Origin of the sequence: Pseudomonas sp. JAI111 (assembly GCF_024809425.1) — a bacterium.
Taxonomy (GTDB): Bacteria; Pseudomonadota; Gammaproteobacteria; order Pseudomonadales; family Pseudomonadaceae; genus Aquipseudomonas.
The window spans coordinates 20,033-38,165 of sequence record NZ_JANUCB010000006.1; the positions used below are offsets into that span (position 1 = coordinate 20,033).

The 18,133-nt window shown below is 58.7% G+C and carries 14 protein-coding genes; 1 reads left to right on the top strand and 13 read right to left on the bottom strand.

Going from position 1 to position 18,133, the window contains the following annotated elements:
• Positions 1-236: 236 nt before the first annotated feature.
• From HNR03_RS19145 to hmgA, 4 genes are all read right to left on the bottom strand, one after another.
• Positions 237-437 (bottom strand): hypothetical protein, encoded by a 201-nt coding sequence (locus HNR03_RS19145; protein ID WP_259155191.1) that lies wholly within the window; start codon positions 435-437, stop codon positions 237-239.
• Positions 438-816: 379 nt separating this feature from the next.
• On the bottom strand, positions 817-1,452 hold the full coding sequence (gene maiA / locus HNR03_RS19150; RefSeq protein ID WP_259155192.1) for a maleylacetoacetate isomerase: 636 nt from the start codon (positions 1,450-1,452) through the stop codon (positions 817-819).
• A gap of 12 nt (positions 1,453-1,464) precedes the next feature.
• On the bottom strand, positions 1,465-2,769 hold the full coding sequence (gene fahA / locus HNR03_RS19155; RefSeq protein ID WP_259155193.1) for a fumarylacetoacetase: 1,305 nt from the start codon (positions 2,767-2,769) through the stop codon (positions 1,465-1,467).
• Between the two features lie 3 nt (positions 2,770-2,772).
• The gene (gene hmgA, locus HNR03_RS19160) at positions 2,773-4,077 is read right to left on the bottom strand and encodes a homogentisate 1,2-dioxygenase (RefSeq protein WP_259155194.1); all 1,305 of its coding nucleotides are present in this window, start codon (positions 4,075-4,077) and stop codon (positions 2,773-2,775) included.
• A gap of 165 nt (positions 4,078-4,242) precedes the next feature.
• Between hmgA and HNR03_RS19165 the strand changes: the two genes are divergently transcribed.
• On the top strand, positions 4,243-5,049 hold the full coding sequence (locus tag HNR03_RS19165) for an IclR family transcriptional regulator (RefSeq protein WP_259155195.1): 807 nt from the start codon (positions 4,243-4,245) through the stop codon (positions 5,047-5,049).
• Between the two features lie 12 nt (positions 5,050-5,061).
• Here the strand turns inward: HNR03_RS19165 and HNR03_RS19170 are convergent, their stop codons facing one another.
• The 9 genes from HNR03_RS19170 to HNR03_RS19210 form a co-directional block, all read right to left on the bottom strand.
• A complete protein-coding gene (locus HNR03_RS19170) occupies positions 5,062-7,473 on the bottom strand; it encodes a dermonecrotic toxin domain-containing protein (RefSeq protein ID WP_259155196.1) in 2,412 nt (803 codons plus the stop codon).
• 199 nt (positions 7,474-7,672) lie between these two features.
• Entirely contained in the window at positions 7,673-10,228 is a 2,556-nt protein-coding gene (locus tag HNR03_RS19175; RefSeq protein WP_259155198.1) for a LuxR C-terminal-related transcriptional regulator, read from the bottom strand.
• Positions 10,229-10,368: 140 nt separating this feature from the next.
• The gene (locus HNR03_RS19180) at positions 10,369-11,736 is read right to left on the bottom strand and encodes a DUF1329 domain-containing protein (RefSeq protein WP_259155199.1); all 1,368 of its coding nucleotides are present in this window, start codon (positions 11,734-11,736) and stop codon (positions 10,369-10,371) included.
• A gap of 23 nt (positions 11,737-11,759) precedes the next feature.
• The gene (locus tag HNR03_RS19185; RefSeq protein WP_259155200.1) at positions 11,760-13,553 is read right to left on the bottom strand and encodes a DUF1302 domain-containing protein; all 1,794 of its coding nucleotides are present in this window, start codon (positions 13,551-13,553) and stop codon (positions 11,760-11,762) included.
• 586 nt (positions 13,554-14,139) lie between these two features.
• Positions 14,140-15,051, bottom strand: a complete 912-nt coding sequence (locus HNR03_RS19190) for an SDR family oxidoreductase (protein WP_090188297.1) — start codon at positions 15,049-15,051, stop codon at positions 14,140-14,142.
• Between the two features lie 111 nt (positions 15,052-15,162).
• The gene (locus HNR03_RS19195) at positions 15,163-16,065 is read right to left on the bottom strand and encodes an alpha/beta fold hydrolase (protein ID WP_259155201.1); all 903 of its coding nucleotides are present in this window, start codon (positions 16,063-16,065) and stop codon (positions 15,163-15,165) included.
• A complete protein-coding gene (locus HNR03_RS19200) occupies positions 16,065-16,847 on the bottom strand; it encodes a class II aldolase/adducin family protein (protein ID WP_222589823.1) in 783 nt (260 codons plus the stop codon). Before HNR03_RS19200 ends, HNR03_RS19195 begins: the two co-directional genes overlap by 1 nt.
• A gap of 131 nt (positions 16,848-16,978) precedes the next feature.
• Positions 16,979-17,665: an LrgB family protein gene (locus tag HNR03_RS19205; RefSeq protein WP_222589822.1), complete on the bottom strand. Its 687-nt coding sequence runs from the start codon at positions 17,663-17,665 to the stop codon at positions 16,979-16,981.
• Positions 17,655-18,041 carry a CidA/LrgA family protein gene (locus HNR03_RS19210; protein ID WP_259155202.1) on the bottom strand — a complete coding sequence of 129 codons (387 nt, stop codon included), beginning with the start codon at positions 18,039-18,041 and terminating at the stop codon, positions 17,655-17,657. The genes HNR03_RS19205 and HNR03_RS19210 overlap by 11 nt, the downstream gene beginning before the upstream one ends.
• Between the last annotated feature and the right edge of the window lie 92 nt (positions 18,042-18,133).

The window sequence follows — 18,133 nt, forward strand, 5'->3', positions numbered from 1 at the left end:
GTGGGCCCGCCGCCATCGGCCATCCATGGCCGGGGGCGGCTAACCCGGCATCCATGCCGGGTTGCCCACTGCGCAGAACCTCCACTCGGCCTCACGATGGGGCGTGCACTGCCAAAGCAAAACGAGGCGGCCTACCGGCCGGCCTGGTTCTTCAACGCTTGCGCGTCCTGATCGTTCCCCGGAGCGCGCGATCGTTCCCACGCTCTGCGTGGGAATGCATCCTGTGACGCTCCGCGTCACCATTGCGCAAGACTCAAACCTGGCGTTGACGGCGGAACGCAGAGCGTCCCCGGCGGCATTCCCACGCGGAGCGTGGGAACGATCAACAGCAACAGCAACAGCAACAGCAACAGCAACAGCAACAGCAACAGCAACAGCAACAGCAACAGCATCGCGAGCAGGCTCGCTCCCACATTAAGCAGACCAGACCGGCGCACAGCTTTTGCTCCTCACCACTCATCAGGTCGAGCGTTAGCTCGCCTTGCGCTTTTGATCTTGATCGTGATCTGCCCCGTCGGAAGGCCGAACGCAGGTTCTGCGTAGTGGGCAACCCGGCATGGATGCCGGGTTAGCCGCCCCCGGCCATGGATGGCCGATGGCGGCGGGCCCAAGGAGCAGGACCGGAGTGAGGGAATGCCGAGCCACAGCGAGGCACCGTACGTCAGGGGCGCGAGCGCTTGGTTACTTGGCGCTCTTCCAAGTGACCCGCCGTCAGGGCGGAACCATAAGCAGCCGTTACCCAAGTAACGGATATGCCCCCCAACCCAAACCCAAAAACGGTCTTAAGTGAACAGCATTAGCTCCCACATCGGGGCTTTAAGGGGTATCCGGCTGGTTGGCCGGGTGAGCTTTCATGAACGCCGGATGCATCGCCGCCAGCGCCGCCACTCGGCGAATCCGTGGATACGCTTCAAGTGAAATATTGAAGCGCTCGGCTGCGTACAGTTGCGGAATCAGGTAGACGTCCGCCAGCCCCGGATGATCGCCAAGGCAAAACCCCGCCTCCCCAATCAATTGTTCCACCGCCGCCAGGCCCTGGCTGATCCAGTGGCCGATCCACTCCACCACCTGCGGCTCATCGTGTCCCAATTGCCGCAGCTTGTTGAGCACGCTGACGTTGTGCAGCGGATGCACGTCGCAACCAATCAACGCCGCCACACCGCGCTCATGAGCGCGGGCAGCGAGGTCCTTGGACAGCAGCGGCACCTGTGGATAACGCTCCTCCAGGTATTCGATGATGGCCGGTGACTGGATCAGCAGTTCGCCCTCATCCGTGCGCAAGGCCGGCACGCGGCCTTGCGGGTTGATAGCCAGGTACGGCGGCTGACGATGCTCGCCGCCGGGCGGTGCGATCAGGTTGATCGGCAGCGCCTGATAGTCCAGGCCCTTGAGCGCCAACGCGATGCGCACCCGGTAAGACGAGGTCGAACGGTAGTAGGTATAGAGTTCCATGACCCGATCCTCTTAGCGCGCCGCCACGACTTTGCCACGGCACTCGCCGAAGCCGATGGACGCAAAACCATCGCGGCTGCAACGGGCGCGCAGGATGATTTCGTCACCGTCTTCAAGGAATTTACGTACCTCGCCCGAGGCCAGCTCGATCGGCTTTTTCCCGCCTTCGGTGATTTCCAGCAGGCTGCCGAACTGACCGTTCTGCGGCCCCGACAACGTGCCCGAACCGAACAGGTCACCGGCCTGCAATTGGCAGCCGTTGACGCTGTGGTGCGCAACCATTTGCGCCACGGTCCAGTACATGTGTTGGGTGTTGCTCAAGGTCAGGCGATGAGCGGGCAGTTTTTGCTCGCGCAGGCCTTCGGTCAGCAGCAGGACTTCCAGTTCGATATCGAATGCGCCCGTCGCTTGATCGCGCTTGTCGAACAGATACGGCAGCGGCTGCGGATCGCCTTCAGGGCGCGCAGGCTGAGCGCGGCGGAATGGCTCCAGCGCTTCAGCCGTTACGACCCACGGCGAGATGCTGGTGATGAAACTCTTCGAAAGGAATGGCCCCAGCGGCTGGTATTCCCAGGCCTGGATGTCGCGCGCCGACCAGTCGTTGAGCAGGCAGAAACCGGCGATATGGTCAGCGGCATCACCGATGGCGATCGACTCGCCCATCTCGTTGCCCGGGCCGATCCAGATGCCCAGTTCCAGTTCGTAGTCCAGGCGTGCGCACGGGCCAAACGTCGGCTCGGTCTGACCGGCTGGCAAGGTCTGGCCCTTCGGACGGCGAACGTCGGTGCCGGACGGGCGAATGGTCGAGGCACGGCCGTGATAACCGATCGGCACGTATTTGTAGTTGGGCAGCAACGGATTGTCGGGGCGGAACAGCTTGCCGACGTTTTGCGCGTGCTCGATACCGACGTAGAAGTCGGTGTAGTCATTGATCTTCGCCGGCAGGTGCATCGTGCAATTCGCCGCCAGAGGCAAGAGTTTGACACCCTGGGCTTCGATCTTGCCCCGCAGCGTACTGCCCTCGGCGAACAGTTCCAGCAGACGTTCGCGCAGCGCAACGCGAGCCTCGCGGCCAAGTTCGAAAAACCCATTGAGCTGACCGCCACGTGTGGCTTCGACGGCCGTACGAGCGGCGCCATCGAACAGGCCCGCGTCCAGTGCCGCTTCCAGATCAAAGATATGGTCGCCGATGGCAACGCCGCTGCGTGGTGCCGAACCGTTCACGCTGAACACACCCAGCGGCAGGTTTTGCAGCGGGAAATCGGCGTGGCCGTTGGCGGAGGCAACCCAGCTACGAGTGATGGAAGTCTGAGTCATGGGTTATCTCCGGGTCGGGTCGAAAGTGGCGGGCAGCGTGGCCCAGCAGGCATCGTAGTTGGGTTGCAGTTGCGGGCACTCAAGGGCGAACCGGCTCGGGCGCAGTACCTGGCTGGTCTCGAACATGAAAGCCATGGTGTTGTCGATTTTTGTCGGTGCGAGCTCAGCGTTGACCGCTTTGGTGCAGGTTTCACCGTCCGGTCCGTGCGCGCTCATGCAGCTGTGCAACGAAGCGCCGCCGGGCACGAAACCTTCGGCCTTGGCGTCGTATTCGCCTTTGATCAGGCCCATGAATTCGTTCATCAGGTTGCGGTGGAACCACGGTGGACGGAAGGTTTTCTCGGCGACCATCCAGCGCGGCGGGAAGATCACGAAGTCCAGATTGGCCAGGCCGTGGACGCTGGTCGGCGAGGTCAGGACGGTGAAAATCGACGGATCCGGGTGATCGAAACTGACCGTGCCGATGGTATTGAAACGACGCAGGTCATATTTGTACGGCACGTTGTTGCCGTGCCAGGCGACCACGTTCAGCGGTGAATGATCAAGCTCGCAGCCCCACAACTGGCCGAGGAATTTCTGCACCAGGGTGGTTGGTTGCTTGAGGTTTTCGTAGTGCGCGACCGGCGTCAGAAAGTCCCGGGCATTGGCCAGGCCGTTGCTGCCGATGGGGCCCAGGTCCGGCAGGCGCAGCGGCGCGCCGTGGTTTTCGGCGATGTAACCGCGAGCCTGCGGGTCGAGCAGTTCGACGCGAAATTTCAACCCGCGCGGCAGCACGGCAATTTCCAGCGGCTCCAGTTCCAGCACGCCCAGTTCGGTGGCGATGCGCAGGCGTCCCAGTTCCGGCACCAGCAGCAGTTCGCCGTCAGCGTTGAAAAACACGCGCTCCATGGAGCGGTTGGCGCGGTAGCTATAGATGCTGATCCCGGTCGGTTTGTCCGCGCCCGAGTTGGCGGCCATGCTCACCAGCCCGTCGATGAAATCGGTCGGCTCGCTCGGGATGTCCAACGGGTTCCAGCGCAGGCGATTGGGGGTTACTTCACCCAGAGGGCCGCCGGCCAGTTGCCGATCCAGTTTGACGAATGCCGGGTGATTGGCCGACGGCTGAATCCTATACATCCACGTGCGCCGGGCTTCGCTGCGAGCCATGGTGAACGCGGTGCCGGAGAACAGCTCGGTGTAGAGGCCGTAAGGGGCTTTTTGCGGGGAGTTCTGGCCGACAGGCAGTGCGCCGGGCAACGCTTCACTGCTGAATTCGTTGCCAAAGCCTGACTGGTAAGCCAGCGCTGGCGCCGTTGAATCGAGGTTCATGGAGCCTCCTGAACAGGGAGTAGGCAATGGCCTGTCACTCTGTTGCAGAGGTCTCGGCACGCCCGGGTTATTTTTATCGTAATTCGATTACGCATAACGTAATTTGATTGGTATTGACCGTCAAGCTATAAAGACGCCCATTCATCCCCGGATCAGACCACCTTCATGGAAACGCCGCGCAACAACGATAAACAGAAAGTCCGCTCGGCCGAGGTCGGTACCGACATCCTCAAGGCGCTGGCCGAGTTGTCACCTTCGACCTCGTTGTCGCGCCTGGCCGAACACGTGCAGATGCCGGCAAGTAAGGTTCATCGTTACTTGCAGGCCTTGATTGCCAGCGGTTTTGCCGAGCAGAACACGGCCACCAACCATTACGGACTCGGTCGTGAAGCACTGCGCGTAGGCCTTGCCGCGCTCAACAGTATGGACGTGCTGAAAGTCGGCGCCCTGCCCCTGGCCGAGTTGCGCGATGAACTGAACGAAACCTGTTTTTTGGCGGTGTGGGGCAATCAGGGTGCGACCGTGGTGCACATCGAACCGGCCGTGCGCGCGGTGACGGTGGTGACGCAATTGGGCTCGGTGCTGCCGCTGCTTAGCTCATCCACTGGCCTGGTGTTTGGCGCTTATCTGCCGAAACGGGAAACCGTGGACTTGCGTGACCAGGAACTGCGCAACGCCACCGACCATGCCCTGGCGGACGATCAGATCTATGCGGCGTTATGCGAACAGATCCGCAAACGCGGCCTGCATCATGTGCATGGTTTGCTCATGCCTGGGGTCGATGCGTTGTCGGCACCGGTGTTCAATGCTGTCGGGAATGTGGCGGCGGTCATGACTATTGTCGGCCCGGCGTCGTTGTTTCACGCCGATGAAAACGGCCCGGCGGCGCAGCGATTGCTGGCGGCGACGCGGGCCGTTAGTTGGCGGATGGGGTTCGAGCCCCCTCCCGCATCGAGTCCATTCAAGGATTGACCGGCAGTCAGATCAACTTACCGTGGTTTTGCTGCTCGATAAGCCGACCTCGGACAGGACGTCCTCAACAATCTCTTTTAGCACTTCGTGAGGGACGTCTCGGCCCATGGCCTGGGAAACCAGGCCTGCAACTGTCTTCGCATCCCCGGCAAGACTGATCAGTGTTTTCTGGGTGGCGGTGACTGCTTGCTTGCCAAACTCCTTGTATTTGCCATAGCCCAATGAAGCCAGATCAATCAGTGCATCCTTGAAATGAGTGATGGCTTTGTCTTTGTTTCCATCGTGATAAGCCTGTGCACCCTCCAAGATGTTCTTAGTGATTTGAATCGCGGCAACCGCCAGCCCAAGGGGAGGAATAACCAGGCTGATGACTTGCGCGGCCTGGATCACGGCATTGTAGGTCAGGCCTGTAATGATCTCGGCAAGACTGGTGGTTTGCGCATCCACATCCCTGATAACGCGCCGTACGCTGTCATCGTAAGACCTGGCGAAATCCCGGACGCGGCTGTTGTGTTCCAAATCAGGCGGCGGCACGCTGCGAGTCGACGCTTCCAATTCGTCGAAGTATTTGCTGACGGCGAGTCGATCAGTGTAGTGGACTCGCGTCGCGTAATACTCCCTCAAGCCCTTGATACGCACCGATGAAACAAAATGGCCTAGCGGGCGAAACCACGTTCCGTCTGGCGCTTGCGGCGTATACAACCAATCCTCGTTTGTTTTCCCGTTCATAAGCCGGAATACATAGACCCCTTCCACCGGACGTCGTCGACCAAGGTGAAACTGGTAAACACTGTTTTCCATCGCTGGGTAATCGCCCAATGGATCGCGCGTTTGCGAATGCTTGAGGGAACTGATGGAGTTCTGCAAGCCATTGAGTTGTTCAAAGGTCATTCGTTGCTGAAAGTATTCAGACAACGCAGCCCGGTTCATTTCCGCGAACTGACGCTGACGATGGACATCGCGCCTGAACGTGTAGCTCAACTCGGTGGGATCAAGATAAACCGAGTTCAGCATTGCAATGTACTTCTCACCTGGACGCAACGTCCGGGACCACTGGGCAAGGTGCACGATAGTGAGTTTTTTGAGCGAGGGATGCCCAGGTTCCAGTCGATACCTTGGGTAAAGATCGGGTGACGCATTTTCTCTTTCAACTGGATAGAAGACTTTTTCACTGGCAACAACAGAAGTGAGTGTGGCTTTTTCCGAAGGACTGAACTCAATCATAATGAGATCGGGATCAACGGATGCGTGCTCGCCTTGGGACTTTAATGCCTGCTCAAGGGTGTATTTTATTAAGTCATAGGCAAACTGCTGATACGAAATGAACGTATGATCTCGAGCTTCGACGGTATAAAGCGCCTTCAGTTCGGTATTGAGCCGAGCAAACTGCTCACGCCAAAAGACAGGCGCATTACGATAGTTTGCCGGGGCCAACTCAGCTGCCTCGATGGTGTCCCAGCGAATCTGTTCAGACACTACACCGAATAGAGGCTGCCCCGGTTTTGGAGATATAAACTCGCGTAACTTTACATCGTCGTCTTTCCAGAAGCGCTTATTCACCGCAAGCTCACGGAAAAACAGATGAGCGGAGTCTCGATAGCGGACACTCACCTGATCATCAATAAACGCTGGAGACTTGCTTGCCCAATCACCTACGGCATTTCCCATTGCGACGACGTTATTGAAACTGTGCCAGACCTTTCCATCGGGAGCGCCGGGCGCATATAGAATATTTCGACCTTGCGGATTCCCCCGCTCACTGATAACAAACAGGTCTTTCATCGTGGCTGCCGAGCCCGGTAAAATCACTCCGCGTAAAAACAGCGCCGGATCGCCTTGCAGGTATCGCAGAATCCAACGATCATCCAGACGTTCGAAATGGCGTTCGACGTTGGCGCAAAAAAGCGTGAACTCTATCTGTCGAGCCAAATGCTCTTGCATCGCCTCATTGATTGCTGCGGATGCACCGGAAGCCATCATGATCGTAAAGTCAGAACGAATATCTGTCGAAGAGAGCCAGCGTTGAAGGCCGGAACTTGTCAGCCCCGGAAAGACAGTTCCCGAGAAATTCAATTGTTGCAGCGTTGAGCTTTGCAATCCAAAAATAGCAAATTCGGTCAACGTCCTCTTGTCTTCTTGCGCAATCTCCCGACCACCCACGCTGAACTTATGCAGGGACGTCACTACAATCTGATCAGGCTCACACTCGACACCCGCCGAACTTTGTGCCCATGAACGAATACGATGACGTGCATAAGCTTTCAATGAAACTCGTGGCCCCATCGTTTCATTCAACTTGCTTTCACTTTCTACCAAGGCCGACTCAAGGCCCAGAAAACGCTGAACATTTTGTTCACCATAATTTTCACGCCAATAGTCCAGTCGCAACTGCCTCTGACTTGGTAATTCCTTACTTACACTCATCAAAACAATCCTTGTTGATAACGATAATGGCAACACGCCAATTATTCGACCAACAAAAACTAACTTTATTTTCTAAAATTCAAAACCCACAACATCATTCTTGTTATGTAAGTTACGACTCTTCACCCACACGAAAAGACCCGGTTATTTTTAAAAACAATAAAAAGCAAATCCGCACTACAACCAGCCAACCTCCTTTTCAATCAAGCACCCCCAGCTTCTTGGCCTTTGCAACTGCCTGAGTCCTACGCTCCACACCTAACTTTCCATGAATACGCCGAGAATGAGTTTTGACTGTATGTAACGAAATAAACAGCTGCTCTGCAATCTGCTGATTGGAATTGCCCATGGCAATCAACTTGAGCACTTCAACTTCACGCTGACTGAGTGGGTTTACTTCACTAGCGAGCACTGTGTTTTCAAGACAGAAGCCGGAAACGCCCAACGTTGATAGAAGGTCGGGCTGACGCAGTTGCAACTCGCAGAACGCTTGTCGGAGACCGCAACGATCAACCAGGTTCAAGCCCCTTTGCAAAAACTCTCTGGCCCTGACGCAATCACCGCTCAGCCATGCAACTTCAGCCCCCGCGAACAGCAATTCGACTTCCAGCGCCAACATGGCCGACCGTTGCGACTGTTCAAGCAGCGGGGCGAGTTGACTCATCGGGTCCTTGGCCTGGTGCAGATAAACCTGCGCCAATACCAGCAAGTATTCATTCCGTGCAATCAACATTAATGTTGCCGGTGGAGCCTGTCGCGCCAACGGACTACGGTAGTGGCGTAGCACCCGGCTAAGCGCTTCATGGGCCAGTTCGGGGCGCCCCTGCTGTAGCCAGAGTTGACTGCTGACCTGCAACAGCGCACCGCGATAAACGGTGTCGGGAATCTGCCGTTGCTGCATCAAGCGTTCGGCATCGCGCAGATGAACAAACGCTTGAGCATAGTCACGCTTATTGGCTGCTAACTGCGCCAATCCAAGGAAGCCATAAAGCACCCGTTTGTCATGGTTGCGCAGGCAGATCTGCAGCCCTGTTTCGAAATACTCCGAAGCCACGGCATCCAGGCCCTGAGTCAAACTCAACCGGCCACGATGCAAGGCAATCCGCCCCAGTAAAGGCTCGGCTCTTCGATGCTGCCGGGTGAGCAGGCCATGGATGTTGGCGAGCACACTTTCGGCACGTTGAGGGGCCCCGCGTTGCTCCAGCAATTGCGCGTGATCGAGTTCCAGCAGCCCTTCGAATACCAGCGAGCCTTGTGCTCGCGCCAGGCACAACGCATCGCGGTTGATGGCCTGCGCGACATCGAGCTCACCGCGCAGCAAGGCCTGTTGCGTCAAACCCGACAGGCACATCAAGCGCACGGGCCATAGGTCAGGACCGAGTACGCTCAGTGCATCGACAAAGTGCGCTCGCGATCCCTCCATGTGCCCCTGCAAATGCAGTAGCCAGCCTTGCTGGGCCTGCCAGCGCGCAATCAATTGCCGCTGAAGGAATGCCGACGGCTGAGGGGTGAATCGAGACAGATGCTCGATGCAATCAGCGGCTTGCCCGAATCGACCGGCAAACAACAAGGCAGCGGTGATCAGCCCGACCAGTTGCGATGACCCGAGCATCAGCTCTTCGCCCTGTTGTTCATGCAAATGCAACAGCAGCACGACCGTCTGTTCCTCGAACAGGTGCTCGAAACTGAAATGCTGCAACAGGCTGACCGCGACCTCGAACTCTTCAGCCAGCAAGGCATGTTCGAAGGCCGCTTTCCAATCGAGTTCGGCCGCAAACCACTGGCAGGCACGACGATGCCATGAGCGCCCTGCCGGCCATTGTTCAGCGCGCATCAATTGCGTGAGCGGTGGGAAAATCTGCAACCAGTCGTCCGTATCCCTCCAGGGCTCGATAAAACACCCCAACTCTTGCAACGTTTTCAAAAACTGCGCACCTTCACCCGCCCCAAACAGGTGATCGCACAGGCGCGCATTGAATCGCGGAAAATGCGCGAGCACCCGCCAGACTTCCGCCAGCTCCGGGGTCAGGCTGGTGAACAGTTCGTGTTCGAGGTAATCGAGTAACGTGTCCGGTCGGCTGTGCTGCGGATCGTTGCGCGACCAGTCGCATTTTTGCAGCAGCGCAACCCGCACACCGGCGCACCAGCCGCCACTGCGCTGGATGATTTTGCTGGCAGCGGTGCTGGCATCGACCGGTGACAGGTGACGCAACAGCGAAGCGATTTCCGTCTGATTGAACGCCAGCGTGGCGCGCTCGCATTCGTACAACTCGTCATCGAGCAGCAATCGTGGCCAGTTGCATTGCGGGCGACGTCGGCCGCCCAGCCACCAGGTCAGCATCGGACTGCTGACGGCCAGCATGCGGTCCAACAGGTGATCGAGTTCCGGGTTCGGAACGCGGCAATAGTCATCGACAAACAGCCAGGTCGGCGCCTGCAATCGAGCCAACGCACTGAGCACGTCCGACTGTTGCGCAGACGCCAGCCCCAATGTCTGCGCCAGACGCTGGCAAAATTCCGCGGTGCTCAATGTCACGCCTGACAGCGGCAGCCAACACACCCGACACTGGGGCGGTGCCTGTAGCAGGCAATCAGTGAGCAGCGCGGTCTTGCCACTGCCGGCGGGGGCGCAGAGTAATTTCACTCGTGCTGCCGAAGTCAGCAAAGGCTCGGTCAATCGATCACGCGACAGGTGATGCGAAGACAGACGGGGCAGAAATCCAGGACGGTCCAGACACGGGGTCATGGCGGTCATTGCGGCGTGCCTATTTATAATTGTCCGACAACCCTAGCCCTCTGAAGCCCGCTTGTTGAGAAGTATTCAGGGCGCTGATTGGCAGCCATAAAAAAGGCGACCCATGGGTCGCCTTTTGCATTGCCAGTGAATCAAGCCCCTTACCGGACGCCCTCCGCCCGCAGTGCCGATGGCGTGTAATCGGCAGACTTGGCCTCAAAGCCGAACTCGAAACTGTGTTTCTCTTCGTTCTTCATCCCCAGCGCAATGTAGCGACCGGCAATGATGTCGTAGAGCGCTTCAAGCGTGTAGGCCTGGGTCTGGTGATCGTAGTAATACTGGGCGTGACCTTCGGCCACTCGCCACAGTTGGCCACGACCGTCGTAGTGGTCGGCCAGCGCAACTTGCCAGCTGTCTTCGTCGAGGTACATGTGGCGCTTGGCGTAGATGTGGCGCTCGCTCGGCTTCACTGTGCCGATCACTTCCCAGACGCGGTGCAATTCATAGCGGGTCAGGTCCTGGTTGATGTGGCCAGCCTTGACGATGTCGTCGTACTTGAGGCTCGGCGAGTCGAGTTTGTAACTGTTGTAAGGGATGTACATTTCTTTCTTGCCGACCAGTTTCCAGTCGTAACGGTCCGGTGCGCCAGAGAACATGTCGAAGTTATCGGAGGTGCGCAGACCATCGGCGGCGGTGCCCGGCCCGTCGTAGGCCACTTGCGGCGCGCGACGCACACGACGTTGTCCGGCGTTGTAGATCCAGGCCAGGCGCGGCTCTTTCACCTGATCGAGGGTTTCGTGCACCAGCAGCACGTTACCGGCCAGACGCGCCGGCGCGGTCACCGACTGCTTGAAGAAGGTCAGCACGTTGGCGGCCTTTTCCGGGTCCAGGTCTTTCATCAGTTGCGGAACGGCGATCTCTTCTTCGAAGCGGATCGGCGTGTAGCTGCCGTTGGTCTGCGGCGTCACCTGAGTGATGATGCGGCGCAGGTTGCCGCCGTGATAACGGGTGATGTGGTTCCACAACACTTCCACGCCAGTCTTCGGGATCGGAAACGCGTAGTAGCGGTTTCCGGTGAAATTGGCCAGGCCGTTACCGTCGTTGATGCTGTTCACGTTCAGCGCACTGCGTTTGGCCGATTCGTAGATTTCCGGCGGCACGGCCACGGTACGGTGAGTCGGGTAGACCGGGATCTTGTACGTTTCCGGGTAGCGCTTGAACATCGCCACCTGACCTTCCGAAAGTTTGTCCTTGTACTTGTCGACGTTGGCAGGGGTGATCACGAACAGCGGTTTTTCGCTGGCGAAAGGGTCAGCCAGGAAGCCCTTGCTGTCGACCGCACCCGCGTTTTTCGGGATACCACCGGTCCACGCCGGGATCGAGCCATCAGCGTTACCGGCCTTCTCGGCGCCGAGCGGGGTGAGCGAGGTGCCGAGTTTATTCGCTTCTTCGGGCGATACCGCCGCCATCACGTTGGCAGCCAGCAGGCTCAAGGCCAGGGCGCCGCATTGCAGAATCATCTTGCGCATTGAATTCATCCTTCTCAGCCAAATCAGAAGTTCACGCCGAAGCTCAGTGCCAGGAAGTCACGGTCTTCCAGGGTGTTGTAGTTACCGCCGAAGAAATCGGTGTAACTCAGGCTCGCGGTATAGGTGTTGCGGTAGTCGGCATCGACGCCGACGCTGACCGCCTTGGCGCCTTCGTTGAACAGTCCGTTGGGGCCATAGCCCGCGACGTCATGCGACCAGGACAGGTTGGGTTTGAGGTTGACGCCGGCAAAGACGTCGGCATAGTCGAGAATCGCCCGGGCGCGGTAGCCCCAGGAGGTCGAGGTGACGAAGCCGTCGGTGTCGCCGCCAAAACCGTACTGGCCGTAGACCGAGTCGCGGCCGTAACGCAGACGGCTACGCGGTTCCAGACCACCGACGTGAACCACCGCCGCTTCGCCCACCAGCGTCAAGCGCTGGGCGCCCAATACCTGGTCGAAGAACTGTGTGAGGGTGCTCTGGACCTGGGTGATTTCCTTGCGGCGATAGCCTTTGTTGTCAGCGCCAGGAGTAGTGGCAATCGGTGAAGCGGCTCCGCCAGCAATCGGGTTAACCATGGCCAGGGTCAGGTCGTTGGTGTTGACCTGCACCGGAGCATTCGGGCGATAGCTGATCTCGCCACTCCACGCGGTGCCGGTAGGCAAGGTGGTGGAGAAACTCGCGCCGTAGAGACGAATGTCTTCCGGGTATTCGAGGTAGTACTGACCGCGTCCGAGCATCACGCTTTGCGCCAGCCCCGCACCGCTGCCCGGCGCCAGACGGTTGGCCACACTCACCATGCCCGGCAGGCTGGCCAGCGTCGACAGGCCTGCGGTGGTGGTGCCGACAGTCGGTGTGCGGCTGTGGTAGTTCATGAAGTACAGGCCGTACTCGGTGTCATCACCGAGCCAGCGCAACGCCGTGCCCCACTGCCCGGAATCCCGCGCATCGCGGTCGCCACCACGGGGAACGACCACGCCTTCGCGCGTTACCTGGATCGGTTGACCGAAAGCCGATGCCAAAGGCGCCAACGGGGCAATCGCCGGACTGCCGACTGTGTAGTTGTTGTTGCAACCGTCAGCCACCACGTCGTTGCCGAAGAAGGTGCCGCAGTTGTCGACGACGGTCTGGTCCCACTCCAGTTGATAGAAACCTTCCACCGAGAGCTGATCGGTCAGGCCCTGGGAGGCGAACAGCATGTTGACCGGAATCAGCCCTTCCTTGATCTCGGCGCCTGGGCGACGGAACGCGGAGACGTCGATCGGGTTGATGCTGTTGATCGAGTTGCCGATGAAGGTACTTTCACCCCAACTGACCACCTGCTTGCCCGCGCGCACGGTGCCTGGCAAATCGGCGATGGAATAGTTGTGATAAACGAAGGCATCGAGAAGCTCCGTCCCGGAAGACTTGGCGCCTTCCTTGCGGCCACTGTCACTGATCTGCTTGAACTCGCGGTCTTCGTCCTTGAGCTCGAAGTCGTACCAATACTTGCCGCGGACGAACACGCCGGTATCGCCATATTTCAGTTCGAGGTCGTGAATACCCTTGAAGATCTTGGAGAAGGTTTCGCCCTTCTTGAAGTTCAGCCGGCCGTCGTCACCGGTCGAAGACTGACCGGTCCCGCCGTTGACAGTGCCCACCAACGACTTATCAGCATCGCGCATGCCCCAACTCGCGCCGACGGACAGCGAGGAGTCAAACGATCCCTCGATTTCGCCAATGTTGAATGAAACAGCCTGCGCCTGGGCACAGCAACCCAAGGCAACCGCAGCAGCCAGCGCTTGCGGCGTGAAGATGGCGCGCATTGTTGTTTTTGTCATGCGTCTTCCCCGGTGAGTGACAGAAGGCCCCACCCTACTGCCGCACGTTGGGAGCGATAAGCGCACCAAGGAGGTATTCGCGGTGTACCTCTTAAGTATGAATGCCCGGATGGAGCGCGGGTTTGCGCGGTGTATGGATGGGCTGGATGGAGGGTTATCAGCCAGATGCATGAACAAGGGCTGATGCTGGCTATTGCCGACGGTTGCGCTCGACGGCGACTACAGGGGGAATGGCGCGGCGGGAACCGGGACTGTTGCTCAGGCTGCAACACTGCATGTCGCGAATCGCTATTTTTCCTTAGGGCTCAACGGCTTATTCTTGCCGGGCTTTCAAGGTGAACCACCGGAAAGCACAAAGCGATGAGGTGTGATCAATCCACATCATCGCCGACAGAATCCAGATGAATCGATGCTCTTTCGATTGATCGCCCTGAGTACACTGACGTTGATTTGTAGCTCCTTGATCCAACGTCTTGCTTTGGCCGCTGCGTTTGCAGCGGCCTTTTTTATGGGCGATGGTTTTGTAGCGAAGGGAACAAGCGGGGGCATGGCAGGGCTCTGAAAAGCCCTGCGCAACACATCAACGTCAGATCGAATACTTCTGCAAATTCGCCATCATTTCCTTCAGCGCCTCGATGTTGTCCTTCGGATGCGCGGCGCCTTCGAAATCACAAATCTGCTGCCAATGCGCCGCCACATCCTCCGGCGAGAACCCCTCCCGTGGATCAAACCCGGCGCCCAGGCTCCGCTCCCAACGCACTTTGCCCATCCAGCCGCCGCCGACTTCAAACAGCCCGGACGTCTCCTGGCAGGTTTCGCTGGCCAGGTACACCACCAACGGGCTCACCAGTTCCGGCTTGAGTTGCTCGAACACTTGCGGCGGAATCAGGCCTTCGGTCATGCGCGTGCCGCCGGTTGGCGCGATGGCGTTGACCAGAATGTTGTTCTTGCGGCCTTCGATGGCGAGTGTGCGAGTCAGGCCGTAGAGGCCGAGTTTGGCCATGCCGTAGTTGGACTGGCCGAAGTTGCCATAGATGCCCGAGGTCGAGGCGGTGAAGATCACGCGGCCATAGTTTTGCTCGCGCATGTGCGGCCAGGCGGCGCGGGTGACTTTGTAGGCGCCTTCGACGTGGACGCGGTAAACCAGGTCCCAATCGGCGTCGTCCATTTTGTGGAAAGTCTTGTCGCGCAGGATCCCGGCGTTGTTGACCACCACATCGATGCGGCCGAAGGCATCGAGGGCGTGCTGGACGATTTTGTCGCCGTCGGTGACGGAGTCGTGGTTGGCCTCGGCGATACCGCCGGCCTCGCGAATTTCTGCCACGACGCGGTCTGCTGCCGAAGCGTTGGCGCCTTCACCTTGCGCCGAACCGCCAAGGTCGTTGACCAGCACTCTGGCGCCCTGTTTGGCGAACAGCAGGGCGTGTGCGCGGCCCAGGCCGCCGCCTGCACCGGTGACGATCACGACTTTATCTTCGAAGCGCACAGACTCATTCATGGGGAAAACTCCAGCAGGCCAAGGACAATAAGCCCGAGTGTCAGGCACGGCGCTGCTGGTCACAATCAACAAGGGTGGGGCTGAATAGTGCTCGATAAGGCTGGGGGATAATCAGGAACAGGCCACCTTGAGCGGCGGTGAAACCAGCCGATCACGAAACTCGAGGTAATGTTTGAGCACCAGTGCCGGGGCCTCGGATTGCGGGTAATGGCCAATGTCAGGCAACAGGACGGTGTCCGGGTCGGGGATCAGTTCCCGATAGCGCTTGACCATGTGCGCACCGGAAATGGGATCGACCTCACCGTCAATCACTCGCAGCGGCACTTCACCACGCTGCATGGCGCCGACCCAGCGCTCGCGCTGGACACGCCGCTCGGGAATGTAGGTGATGAGTTTGTGCATGATCCGTGGGCCGTGATTGCTGTCGATCAAGCTCCAGAAATCATCCATCTCACTTTCGCTGGGGTGTGTTCTCGGGCCGAATATCTGCCGGAAATTCTTTACCAGTCCGTCGCGTGTAAAGGCTCGTCCGATCATCCAGCCCAAGGGGCTGAGCAAGAGTTTTTGCATCAGCACCGGACGATGGGTTTCAGGAAACAGGCCACCGTTGAGGAACACACAACTGGCGATATCCACGCGGGTCTCGTAATGCCGCGCCAACAACTCCTGGGCCACGCTGTCGCCATAATCATGGGCCAACAGGTGCACCGGCCGTTCGACATTCAAGTGCGCGAGCAAGGCCTGCTGCAGATCGGCCTGCTCCAGCAAACTGTATTCATGGTTGGCCGGTTTGGCGGAGTCACCGAAGCCGAGCATGTCGCAGGCAATCACTCGATAGCGCTGCGCCAGAGGCTGCCACAGGTAATGCCAGTCCCAACTGGCTGTCGGGAAGCCATGAATGAGCAACAGCGGCTCACCCTGCCCGGCTGTCCAGTAACGAATGGTCTGCCCACGAAACACAAACGTCTGGCCGCGTTTACGCCAGACACACAGGGGGATCTCGGCGAGTTGCATTAGAGTTTATAACCCGGGTCTTGTTGATCGAGTTTGCGCAGCAGCGCCGGCCAGGCCAGCGCGCCGCCCATCCCTTGAGCACTTTTGGTAACGCCGGCGATCATCGCCTTGGCGCCCGCCAGAATCTGCGGCTCGATGGCGATCAGTTCAGCGCCACCGCCCTGCGCCAAAACCTGGATATCGCAGGCGCGCTGGAAGGTGAACATCATCAGGAATGTATCGGCGATGGTGCTGCCACAGGTCAGCAGACCGTGGTTATGCAGCATCAGGAAGTTGTTTTGGCCAAGGTCGGCTTGCAGGCGCGCCTTCTCTTCATGGTTCAGCGCAACGCCTTCGTAAGCGTGGTACGCCAGGCTGGACAGCACAAACAACGACTGCTGACTGATCGGCAGAATGCCCTGTTTTTGCGCCGATACCGCAACGCCCGACGCCGTGTGGGTGTGCAGTACGCAGACCACATCGTGACGCACTTCATGCACGGCGCTGTGAATGGTGTAACCGGCCGGGTTGATTTCGTACGGGCTGTCCATCAGCTTGTTGCCGGCCTGATCGACCTTGACCAGGCTTGAGGCGGTGATCTCGTGAAACATCAGCCCGAACGGGTTGATCAGGAAATCTTCGGTACCCGGCACCTTGGCCGAGATGTGCGTAAAGATCAGATCATCCCAGCCATGCGCGGCAACCAGACGGTAGCAGGCAGCCAGATCCACGCGGGTCTGCCATTCGGCGGCACTGACCTGGTTTTTCACATTGTTGGGTGATTGGACGGGGGCAACATTCAAGGCAAGGACTCCTGTTCTTATTGTTCTACTGTCGTCACAGCAGTCTAGTCAGCCGTTGGATCTCGCGTAGTTGCATTAGCAGCCAGCTTGATGGCCTAACGAGTCAGTTCAGGCCAAGATCTGGATCCATGTCAAAGGACCGCCGCCAGTAACGGGGCGCAAAACAAATTCAGCAGCCCCGTCAGCACCATCACAAGTCCCGCCACCGAGCCTTCTTCACCGCCGACTTCATGGGCCCGGCTGACGCCGGCACCGTGCGCGCCAACGCCAAACAGTGCGCCCCGTGCCAAGGCGCTACGCAGTGGCAGCCACTTGAGCAATATGCCGCCGAGCATCGCTCCGAACACACCTGTGAACATCACGAACACCGCCGTCAGTTCCGGAACACCGCCGAGTTCATGAGCCAAGGGCATGGCAAACGGCGTGGTGATTGAGCGTGGCACCAGTGACAGGGTCACCGAACTGTCCAGCGCCAGCGCCTTGGCCAGACCGAACGAGGTGCCGATCGACGCCGCACTGCCCGCCAGCATGCCAAGCAGCAACGCCGACCAATGCCGCATCAGCATTTGCCGCTGCTGCCAGATCGGCACGGCAAACGCGACGGTCACCGGGCCCAGCACCCACATCAGCCAATGGGTGTCGCTCGAATATTCGGCATACGCGGTGTGCAGCGGCACCGCGAGCGCCAACAGCAGCGCAGGCACCAGAATCAGCGGTGACAACAGATATCGACCGGTGCGCCGATAGATCCAGCGACTGAATACATAGGCCAGCAGTGTGAAGGCCAGCCAGAACATCGGCATCAGCTCAAGCTTCATGGGGCCTCCTCAACCGCACCACCGCTTCCACGGTAAACGCCGTCACGAGCATTACCATCAGCGTACTCATGCCGATCACCAGCAGAATCCGCCAGCCGTCATTGCGCATCAGGCCGCCATAATCGAGCAGGCTCATCAGCGCCGGAATAAAGAACAACAGCATCTCGGCCATTAATAAACCTGCGCCCATTTGCAACGTCGCCGGTTTGACCCAACCGAAAGCGAAGGCCAGCAACAGTAATGCCATGCCAATGACGCCACCCGGGATCGGCCAGGCAAACCATGTGGCGATTGCGCAGCCGAGCAGATAAATGCCGAGCAGCACGGCCAGTTCAGTCACCAGTCGGGCCAGTTTTTTCAGGGTTGATGCATGCATGATGTCGTTCCTCTCAAGGGTTCATTTTACGGAGCGCGCTTCCATCACCGAAACGAATTGTTAGACTCGACACCATTCCAATCTGGAATCAG

Bases quoted from the DNA above. Each gene is read 5' to 3' on its own strand.
- HNR03_RS19190 (WP_090188297.1), bottom strand. From the start codon at position 15,051: ATGAATGAGTCTGTGCGCTTCGAAGATAAAGTCGTGATCGTCACCGGT.
- HNR03_RS19175 (WP_259155198.1), bottom strand. From the start codon at position 10,228: ATGACCGCCATGACCCCGTGTCTGGACCGTCCTGGATTTCTGCCCCGT.
- HNR03_RS19165 (WP_259155195.1), top strand. From the start codon at position 4,243: ATGGAAACGCCGCGCAACAACGATAAACAGAAAGTCCGCTCGGCCGAG.
- HNR03_RS19195 (WP_259155201.1), bottom strand. From the start codon at position 16,065: ATGCAACTCGCCGAGATCCCCCTGTGTGTCTGGCGTAAACGCGGCCAG.
- HNR03_RS19170 (WP_259155196.1), bottom strand. From the start codon at position 7,473: ATGAGTGTAAGTAAGGAATTACCAAGTCAGAGGCAGTTGCGACTGGAC.
- HNR03_RS19185 (WP_259155200.1), bottom strand. From the start codon at position 13,553: ATGACAAAAACAACAATGCGCGCCATCTTCACGCCGCAAGCGCTGGCT.
- HNR03_RS19210 (WP_259155202.1), bottom strand. From the start codon at position 18,041: ATGCATGCATCAACCCTGAAAAAACTGGCCCGACTGGTGACTGAACTG.
- fahA (WP_259155193.1), bottom strand. From the start codon at position 2,769: ATGACTCAGACTTCCATCACTCGTAGCTGGGTTGCCTCCGCCAACGGC.
- HNR03_RS19180 (WP_259155199.1), bottom strand. From the start codon at position 11,736: ATGCGCAAGATGATTCTGCAATGCGGCGCCCTGGCCTTGAGCCTGCTG.
- HNR03_RS19205 (WP_222589822.1), bottom strand. From the start codon at position 17,665: ATGAAGCTTGAGCTGATGCCGATGTTCTGGCTGGCCTTCACACTGCTG.
- hmgA (WP_259155194.1), bottom strand. From the start codon at position 4,077: ATGAACCTCGATTCAACGGCGCCAGCGCTGGCTTACCAGTCAGGCTTT.
- maiA (WP_259155192.1), bottom strand. From the start codon at position 1,452: ATGGAACTCTATACCTACTACCGTTCGACCTCGTCTTACCGGGTGCGC.